At 52.3% G+C, this 4697-nt stretch carries 2 rRNA genes; both read right to left on the bottom strand.

Going from position 1 to position 4697, the window contains the following annotated elements:
* Nucleotides 1-28 precede the first annotated feature (28 nt).
* Nucleotides 29-2961 (bottom strand): 23S ribosomal RNA (locus AC1DVB_RS25235).
* A gap of 176 nt (nt 2962-3137) precedes the next feature.
* Nucleotides 3138-4688: ribosomal RNA gene (locus AC1DVB_RS25230) — 16S ribosomal RNA — on the bottom strand.
* The 16S and 23S rRNA genes sit together here, the layout of an rRNA operon.
* Nucleotides 4689-4697: the final 9 nt, after the last annotated feature.

The following is a 4697-nucleotide window of genomic DNA, read 5'->3' as shown; positions in this document are numbered from 1 at the left end:
AAGAAGGTATTTCATTTTTTAAAAAGCGTTGGTTAAGTCCTCGATCTATTAGTATCAGTCAGCTCCACATGTCACCATGCTTCCACCTCTGACCTATCAACCTGATCATCTTTCAGGGATCTTACTAGCTTGCGCCATGGGAAATCTCATCTTGAGGGGGGCTTCATGCTTAGATGCTTTCAGCACTTATCCCGTCCGCACGTAGCTACCCAGCTATGCCTTTGGCAAGACAACTGGTACACCAGCGGTGCGTCCATCCCGGTCCTCTCGTACTAAGGACAGCTCCTCTCAAATTTCCTGCGCCCGCGACGGATAGGGACCGAACTGTCTCACGACGTTCTGAACCCAGCTCGCGTACCGCTTTAATGGGCGAACAGCCCAACCCTTGGGACCGACTACAGCCCCAGGATGCGATGAGCCGACATCGAGGTGCCAAACCTCCCCGTCGATGTGGACTCTTGGGGGAGATAAGCCTGTTATCCCCGGGGTAGCTTTTATCCGTTGAGCGATGGCCCTTCCATGCGGAACCACCGGATCACTAAGCCCGACTTTCGTCCCTGCTCGACTTGTAGGTCTCGCAGTCAAGCTCCCTTGTGCCTTTACACTCTACGAATGATTTCCAACCATTCTGAGGGAACCTTTGGGCGCCTCCGTTACTCTTTAGGAGGCGACCGCCCCAGTCAAACTGCCCACCTGACACTGTCTCCCACCCCGATAAGGGGCGCGGGTTAGAATTTCAATACAGCCAGGGTAGTATCCCACCAACGCCTCCACCGAAGCTGGCGCTCCGGCTTCTCAGGCTCCTACCTATCCTGTACAAGCTGTACCAAAATTCAATATCAGGCTGCAGTAAAGCTCCACGGGGTCTTTCCGTCCTGTCGCGGGTAACCTGCATCTTCACAGGTACTATAATTTCACCGAGTCTCTCGTTGAGACAGTGCCCAGATCGTTACACCTTTCGTGCGGGTCGGAACTTACCCGACAAGGAATTTCGCTACCTTAGGACCGTTATAGTTACGGCCGCCGTTTACTGGGGCTTCGGTTCAAAGCTTCGCTTGCGCTAACCTCTCCCCTTAACCTTCCAGCACCGGGCAGGTGTCAGCCCCTATACTTCGCCTTGCGGCTTCGCAGAGACCTGTGTTTTTGCTAAACAGTCGCCTGGGCCTATTCACTGCGGCTTTTCTGGGCTATTCACCCTAAAAAGCACCCCTTCTCCCGAAGTTACGGGGTCATTTTGCCGAGTTCCTTAACGAGAGTTCTCTCGCACACCTTAGGATTCTCTCCTCGCCTACCTGTGTCGGTTTGCGGTACGGGCACCTTACATCTCACTAGAGGCTTTTCTTGGCAGCGTGGAATCAGGAACTTCGGTACTATATTTCCCTCGCCATCACAGCTCCGCCTTAATGGAAACGGGATTTGCCTCGTTTCCGGCCTAACTGCTTGGACGCGCATATCCAACAGCGCGCTTACCCTATCCTTCTGCGTCCCCCCATCGTTCAAACGATGTATAGGTGGTACAGGAATATCAACCTGTTGTCCATCGCCTACGCCTTTCGGCCTCGGCTTAGGTCCCGACTAACCCTGAGCGGACGAGCCTTCCTCAGGAAACCTTAGGCATTCGGTGGAAGGGATTCTCACCCTTCTTTCGCTACTCATACCGGCATTCTCACTTCTAAGCGCTCCACCAGTCCTTCCGGTCTGACTTCAACGCCCTTAGAACGCTCTCCTACCATCGACACCATACGGTGTCAATCCACAGCTTCGGTGATACGTTTAGCCCCGGTACATTTTCGGCGCGGAGTCACTCGACCAGTGAGCTATTACGCACTCTTTAAATGGTGGCTGCTTCTAAGCCAACATCCTGGTTGTCTAAGCAACTCCACATCCTTTTCCACTTAACGTATACTTTGGGACCTTAGCTGGTGGTCTGGGCTGTTTCCCTTTCGACTACGGATCTTATCACTCGCAGTCTGACTCCCAAGAATAAGTATTTGGCATTCGGAGTTTGACTGAATTCGGTAACCCGTTGGGGGCCCCTAGTCCAATCAGTGCTCTACCTCCAATACTCTCATCTTGAGGCTAGCCCTAAAGCTATTTCGGAGAGAACCAGCTATCTCCAGGTTCGATTGGAATTTCTCCGCTACCCACACCTCATCCCCGCACTTTTCAACGTGCGTGGGTTCGGGCCTCCATTCAGTGTTACCTGAACTTCACCCTGGACATGGGTAGATCACCTGGTTTCGGGTCTACGACCTCATACTCATTCGCCCTATTCAGACTCGCTTTCGCTGCGGCTCCGTCTCATCAACTTAACCTCGCATGAAATCGTAACTCGCCGGTTCATTCTACAAAAGGCACGCCATTACCCATTAACGGGCTTTGACTACTTGTAGGCACACGGTTTCAGGATCTATTTCACTCCCCTTCCGGGGTGCTTTTCACCTTTCCCTCACGGTACTGGTTCACTATCGGTCACTAGGGAGTATTTAGCCTTGGGAGATGGTCCTCCCTGCTTCCGACGGGATTTCTCGTGTCCCGCCGTACTCAGGATCCACTCAGGAGGGAACGAAGTTTCAACTACAGGGTTTTTACCTTCTTCGACGGACCTTTCCAGGTCGCTTCATTTACCCCGTTCCTTTGTAACTCCATGTTGAGTGTCCTACAACCCCAAGAGGCAAGCCTCTTGGTTTGGGCTAATTCCGTTTCGCTCGCCGCTACTCAGGAAATCGCGTTTGCTTTCTCTTCCTCCGGGTACTTAGATGTTTCAGTTCCCCGGGTCTGCCTTCAGTACCCTATGTATTCAGGTAAAGATACTGTTCCATTACGAACAGTGGGTTTCCCCATTCGGAAATCTCCGGATCAAAGCTTACTTACAGCTCCCCGAAGCATATCGGTGTTAGTCCCGTCCTTCATCGGCTCCTAGTGCCAAGGCATCCACCGTGCGCCCTTTCTAACTTAACCGTTAAAAAAGATCTTACAGATGCTTTGAAAAAAATTAATTGCCTTCTATCTATTATCTAGTTTTCAAGGAACAAAGCAGAAAGAATCCATCACATCGTGATGTTYGTCTTTCCTATTTGAATGAATTACTCATTCAAAACTGAACAAAACAAAAGCGCTCTCGTAATTATCCTTAGAAAGGAGGTGATCCAGCCGCACCTTCCGATACGGCTACCTTGTTACGACTTCACCCCAATCATCTGTCCCACCTTAGGCGGCTGGCTCCATGAAGGTTACCTCACCGACTTCGGGTGTTACAAACTCTCGTGGTGTGACGGGCGGTGTGTACAAGGCCCGGGAACGTATTCACCGCGGCATGCTGATCCGCGATTACTAGCGATTCCGGCTTCATGCAGGCGAGTTGCAGCCTGCAATCCGAACTGAGAATGGCTTTATGGGATTCGCTTACCTTCGCAGGTTTGCAGCCCTTTGTACCATCCATTGTAGCACGTGTGTAGCCCAGGTCATAAGGGGCATGATGATTTGACGTCATCCCCACCTTCCTCCGGTTTGTCACCGGCAGTCACCTTAGAGTGCCCAACTGAATGCTGGCAACTAAGATCAAGGGTTGCGCTCGTTGCGGGACTTAACCCAACATCTCACGACACGAGCTGACGACAACCATGCACCACCTGTCACTCTGTCCCCCGAAGGGGAAAGCCCTATCTCTAGGGTTGTCAGAGGATGTCAAGACCTGGTAAGGTTCTTCGCGTTGCTTCGAATTAAACCACATGCTCCACCGCTTGTGCGGGCCCCCGTCAATTCCTTTGAGTTTCAGCCTTGCGGCCGTACTCCCCAGGCGGAGTGCTTAATGCGTTAGCTGCAGCACTAAAGGGCGGAAACCCTCTAACACTTAGCACTCATCGTTTACGGCGTGGACTACCAGGGTATCTAATCCTGTTTGCTCCCCACGCTTTCGCGCCTCAGTGTCAGTTACAGACCAGAAAGTCGCCTTCGCCACTGGTGTTCCTCCAAATCTCTACGCATTTCACCGCTACACTTGGAATTCCACTTTCCTCTTCTGCACTCAAGTTCCCCAGTTTCCAATGACCCTCCACGGTTGAGCCGTGGGCTTTCACATCAGACTTAAGGAACCACCTGCGCGCGCTTTACGCCCAATAATTCCGGACAACGCTTGCCACCTACGTATTACCGCGGCTGCTGGCACGTAGTTAGCCGTGGCTTTCTGGTTAGGTACCGTCAAGGTACCAGCAGTTACTCTGGTACTTGTTCTTCCCTAACAACAGAACTTTACGACCCGAAGGCCTTCTTCGTTCACGCGGCGTTGCTCCGTCAGACTTTCGTCCATTGCGGAAGATTCCCTACTGCTGCCTCCCGTAGGAGTCTGGGCCGTGTCTCAGTCCCAGTGTGGCCGATCACCCTCTCAGGTCGGCTACGCATCGTCGCCTTGGTGAGCCATTACCTCACCAACTAGCTAATGCGCCGCGGGCCCATCTATAAGTGACAGCGTAAACCGTCTTTCCATCTTCTCTCATGCGAGAAAAGAACGTATCCGGTATTAGCTCCGGTTTCCCGAAGTTATCCCAGTCTTATAGGCAGGTTGCCCACGTGTTACTCACCCGTCCGCCGCTAATCTCAGGGAGCAAGCTCCCATCGATTCGCTCGACTTGCATGTATTAGGCACGCCGCCAGCGTTCGTCCTGAGCCAGGATCAAACTCTCCGAAGAAATGTTTGA

Source organism: Peribacillus sp. P4_D6 (genome assembly GCF_056401795.1).
The sequence above is the reverse complement of the archived record's forward strand: the minus strand, read 5'-3'. Positions and strand labels throughout refer to the sequence as shown.